Source organism: Methanospirillum sp. (assembly GCF_028679455.1).
Taxonomy (GTDB): domain Archaea; phylum Halobacteriota; class Methanomicrobia; order Methanomicrobiales; family Methanospirillaceae; genus Methanospirillum.
On sequence record NZ_JAJRBM010000034.1, the window covers coordinates 1 to 4,861 of the forward strand.

Below are 4,861 nucleotides of genomic sequence, written 5' to 3' on the forward strand. Positions count from 1 at the left end.
AATGATACGGAATCCGATTAACTGGATAATATCCGCGGCAATTCCGCAGAGGAGGGATGCCAGAGTAAAGAAAACCAGTCCGAAGACGTATATGTTTTTTCTTCCGTAGATGTCGGCGAGACGGCCGCATGCCGGTGCCAGGATGGTCATGAACAGCATGTATACGATGAGAACCCAGGTGACGTTGACAAGGGTTGTGTTAAGACTTACCATCATCGTAGGAAGAGCAATAATCAATGTACTGGCATTGAGTATTCCTACCAGCATTCCCAGAGCTGCGACAAGTAATGCCACCCATTTATACGAGTCGTCCGGATGATGGTTTGATTGACAGGTATTCGTGAAGATCGCCTCTTAAGATGTACTGAATATTCGGTGCGGCGTATGGATCGTGAAGGATCCTGCCAGAGAGTTCAGCCCAGAACCTCTGAAATAGTAAGGCAATAAGGATATCCCGGCATCAGGTGATAAAAAAATCAGGTGGTAAATCTGTCCATTGAATGGGATATCCGGTCAACTGATGCGGTTGCATCCGTAATTACGCGGGTAATCTGATCAAGGGCGGCAGATGCCTCCTCTGTTGCAGCAGATGAGTCGACTGCTTCCTTTGCAGCCTGTTCGATGTGACTTCCGACCTCATGGACACTCGCCGTGATCTCCTGAACCGAAGCAGCTTGTTCTTGGCTTGCTCCGGCTACCTCTCCTACTCTCATGGATACCGTTCCGATTGCTTCGGCGATCTTGCCAAAGATGGTAAGTGTCTCCCTGACTGCGGTATTTCCTTCACCAACATCATACAATGAGTTTTTCATCGATTCCGTAACTGCCAGTGATTTTTTCTGAAGTTCTGTTATCAGGTGTGAGATCTTCTCTGCAGACTGTTGTGATTCCAGGGCAAGGGCTTTGACTTCATCGGCAACGACTGCAAATCCCAGTCCTGCGTCACCTGCACGGGCTGCTTCGATGGCAGCATTTAGGGCAAGCAGGTTGGTCTGGTCAGCAATAGAACTGATAACATTGACGATGGTCCCGATATCTGCCATCTGTTGCCCGATTTCACTGATTACCTGATCGGTCTGACTGAATGACACCGAGATCTTTTTCATCCCTTCGTCTGCTCTTCCGACCAGCATGGTACCCTGTTTGGAGAGGTTATCAGTCTCCTGTGTAAGGCTGGCTACCTCATTTGCCTGTCCGGCAACTGAAGCAACGGTAGTCGAGAGATCGTTCATCGCCCGGAGAACCTGTGTTATTCCGTCTCCACTTTTTTCCGCCATATCACTCACCACAGATGCATTATGGGCAAGATTCTGTGCACCTGCCGTGATCTCCTCGACACTGGCACTGGTCTCCTCCATGCCGGCAAGCAGTGAATCAACCTCGCCTTTCACCGCTCCTATGGCAGTTCCCGTCTCTATTCCGATTTTATTCATCGAATCTCTGAAGGGGATAAAGTCACCCTTGACGGTGATCTCTTCGTTGAATCGGTACGAGAAGTCACCCAGTGCATATGAACCTGCCATGTTCATCGCTTCATTAAGCGGTTCGATGATGTTTTCAAGAGTGGTATTTATACCCGAAATAACCTCCTGGTATCCGCCTTTGAACATTAATGCATCTCCCCGCGTATTTAAATCCCCTTCTGCAGCAGCATCTGCGAGTTTCCTGGATTCGGTGATCAGGAGGTTGAGTGTATCAACGGTCTCTTTCAGGGCAGGACCCACTTCATCGTGATCATCAGCAGGAGTGATTGCCATGGATGTATCACCGTCGGCGATCTTCTTCATCGTTCCTACTACGGTCATCTGGAGATTATCGGCGAACCTGTCCATGGCACTGGCAAGGTGTCCGATCTCGTCTTTCCGTTTCATGGAGAGTCGCATTCCCAGATGTCCCAGGATCATCTCATCAAGCATCACCACGGTTTTTGCCAAAGGTCCGGTGATACTTCGTGTCAGGAGAATAGCGAAGGCGATGCCGATGATTGCACCTATGATCGAGACAATAATCATAGTTGTTTTTGCGGTGGCTGCATTAGCATCATTATCGTTTTTAATCTGCTCGGCGACTTTCTTGTTTGTTTCAAGCAGGGATGAGAGAGCCTTGTCTGTCTGTGTCCGGTAATTAGCAAGGCTTGTCCCGGCAGCAAGGGTTGCGAGGGCTTCATTCTTCTTATCATTCTTGATGAACTGTATCGTCTTTGCAGCTTCGGTTTTATAACCGGCGAATGCGGATTTGAACGATTCAAAAACTTCCCTCTCTTCAGGTGCAAGATTCACCTGTTCATACTTGGCAATCTCTTCGTCAACCGTCTTCAATGCCTTGTCAGCAGCCTGCAGGCTTTCATTCTTCTGTTCGGGAACGAGGAGTGCTTTATACGCATCACCTCTGAATTCGTAAAAAGCTCCATTAATTCTACCCAGATAATCGATAGGTAATAACCGGTCCTGGTACATCTGTTCGCTTTTATCGTCCAGAATGCTGATGAATATATACCCGGTCGCAGCAATAATAACTGAAATTATAATAGTTATTAAAAATCCGGCTAGCAATTTTCTGCCAATCTTAACATCGTCCAGCATTTCTATCACCTGATAGTGTTTCCTTTAGCGATTTAGTATATTAAACTATGGTAGAACTTCGAATCCTCGTAGAAAATGACCGGAAACCGATTATTCAAAGAATTCCAGGTGATAACAGATATATGCACCACATCGATAGAGAGTAATACCGGGTTCATCCATTCGGATCTGTTTGTACCTCATGCGAATAACACCTGAAGGAGATTCAGATACCAGATGATTTTTCCAGGCAGGTTATCGATTGTTCCAGATCCCTATACTATGCACGATTATCAGCCTGTCAACAGCATGCCGAGAATTGTTCAGATCGAGAGGTATCTGCCTGCGATTATTCTCCGATGATACGAAAAAAAGGTTAGTATCCCCGTAATTCAGCCCTGACTTTCTCAAGATTCTCAATTCTCTTTTCGAGAGCGGGATGGGTGGAGAAGAGTCCTGCCAGGGTTTTTCCGGAGAGTGCGGGGATGATATAGAATGCGTTTGCCCCTTCTGCTGCAACTTTCGTTTCCGTGGGGAGGCGGTCCATTCTTCCGCTAATCTTCTGTAACGCAGATATCAGGGCATCCGGATTGTTCGTAATGTATGCGGAACCCCGGTCTGCTGCAAATTCCCGGTACCGTGAGAGAGCCATCATCAGGAGGGTTGCAACCACCCAGACGATTGCTGCAACAATCCCGGCAATAATCCATGCCCCACCCTGCTCACGGTTGCTGAACAATGAAGCAAAAAGGAAATTATTCATTATCATTGATGCTATCATGGCAACAAAACTGGCAACCGTCATGGTGAGAATATCACGGTTTTTGATATGTGACAGTTCATGTGCAAGAACTGCTTCAAGTTCATCCTGGTTTAATGCATGCATGATTGAATCGGTAACTGCAACAACTGCATGCTTCGGACTCCTGCCGGTTGCAAAGGCGTTTGGCATAGGAGAGTGCATTACCGCGATCCGGGGTTTTGGAAGGCCTGCCTCTGAACATAACTTTTCGATAGTCCGGTGAAGTTCTGGTGCTTCATCGTACTCGACGATCTTTGAACCGGTAGTCATCAGTACCAGTTTATCAGAGAAGAAATACTGGACCAGGCCCATTACCACGGCTATGACTATGATAAAGCCTGAAGGAAGGCCCAGAGCCATCAGTATTCCCATGAACACCAGATATACCAGTAAGAGCAGCGCCCATGTAAGGATTATACGTCCTGTAAGGCCTGCATCACGTCTCCATTTCATACGACCTTCTTATTATATGGTCCTTGAGGATAAAGAGTTATACCGAAAATGGAAAATTTCTGATATGAGGCGAGAAGAAAGCATATATCCTGGTCTTCTGACCCTCTCATTCTCTCCTAAGATTGATGTCTTTGATATCTTCTTATATCCGCGTGGACAGGTAAAAAAAAGATAGTACAGGTGATACCGGTTCAATCGAAAGGAGATTTAATAATTTTCTGACCAGAGCTCAAAATATGCTTTGGCATGATCACAAACCGGGCAGGCCGGATCCGGTGCACTGCTTCCCTCGTGAATATACCCACAGTTTCTGCATTTCCATTTTGTGATGGTATCACGGTTGAATACCTTGTTCTTCTCGATATTGTTTATCAGTTTCCGGTAACGGCGTTCATGGGCTACTTCAACCTTTGATACATTCCTGAAAGTTTTTGCAATATCAGTAAACCCTTCTTTTTCTGCAATATCCGCAAATGTCGGGTATAAATCTTCCCATTCATGGTGTTCACCATCGGCTGCAGCTTGCAGGTTTTCTAAGGTGGATCTGATCATACCTGCAGGATATGATGAGGTAATCTCCACGTCCCCGCCCTGCAGGAATTTAAAGAACAACTTGGCGTGTTCTTTTTCGTTTTCAGCAGTTTCTGTGAAAATTTCTCCAATCTGTTCGTAACCTTCTTTTTTTGCAACACTTGCAAAATAATTGTACCTCGTTCGGGCCTGGGCTTCGCCTGCAAATGATGCAAGGAGGTTTTTCTCCGTTTTACTTCCTTTTATCTCCATATTATTTCAGACCTCATGCCATCTGGCGTGTGAATGAATGTGCAAAGTAATAATCAGGTACGAATCCATAAAAAGATGATATATGGCAGACCGGTCCGTATCGAGCCTATTGAATCAGTGAATATATCGCAGAATCCTAAATTTTGATTATAGTGCACTGCATAAGGTTTTAGAATAATCGAAGTGAAACGAAGGTTATTCTAAAGCCTGCACACTATATGCACTACATAGTTTAAGCCATACTTTTCGGATAAATCCGGAA

General features: G+C 45.8%; 4 protein-coding genes. All 4 read right to left on the minus strand.

The features are described from left to right. A partial coding sequence (locus LUQ50_RS00975; RefSeq protein ID WP_300034814.1) for an MFS transporter occupies positions 1-294 on the minus strand: 294 nt, incomplete at its 3' end. A gap of 182 nt (positions 295-476) precedes the next feature. After that, positions 477-2,582, minus strand: coding sequence for a methyl-accepting chemotaxis protein (locus LUQ50_RS00980; protein ID WP_300034817.1), 2,106 nt, complete (start codon positions 2,580-2,582; stop codon positions 477-479). A 355-nt stretch (positions 2,583-2,937) separates the two neighbouring features. After that, positions 2,938-3,816, minus strand: a complete 879-nt coding sequence (htpX, locus tag LUQ50_RS00985) for a zinc metalloprotease HtpX (protein ID WP_300034820.1) — start codon at positions 3,814-3,816, stop codon at positions 2,938-2,940. Between the two features lie 207 nt (positions 3,817-4,023). Further along, complete coding sequence (gene rbr / locus LUQ50_RS00990; RefSeq protein WP_300034823.1) at positions 4,024-4,599, minus strand: rubrerythrin; 576 nt, start codon at positions 4,597-4,599, stop codon at positions 4,024-4,026. Positions 4,600-4,861 lie beyond the last annotated feature (262 nt).

Coding starts and splice junctions, on each gene's coding strand:
- htpX (WP_300034820.1), bottom strand. CDS start 3,816: ATGAAATGGAGACGTGATGCAGGCCTTACAGGACGTATAATCCTTACA.
- rbr (WP_300034823.1), bottom strand. CDS start 4,599: ATGGAGATAAAAGGAAGTAAAACGGAGAAAAACCTCCTTGCATCATTT.
- LUQ50_RS00980 (WP_300034817.1), bottom strand. CDS start 2,582: ATGCTGGACGATGTTAAGATTGGCAGAAAATTGCTAGCCGGATTTTTA.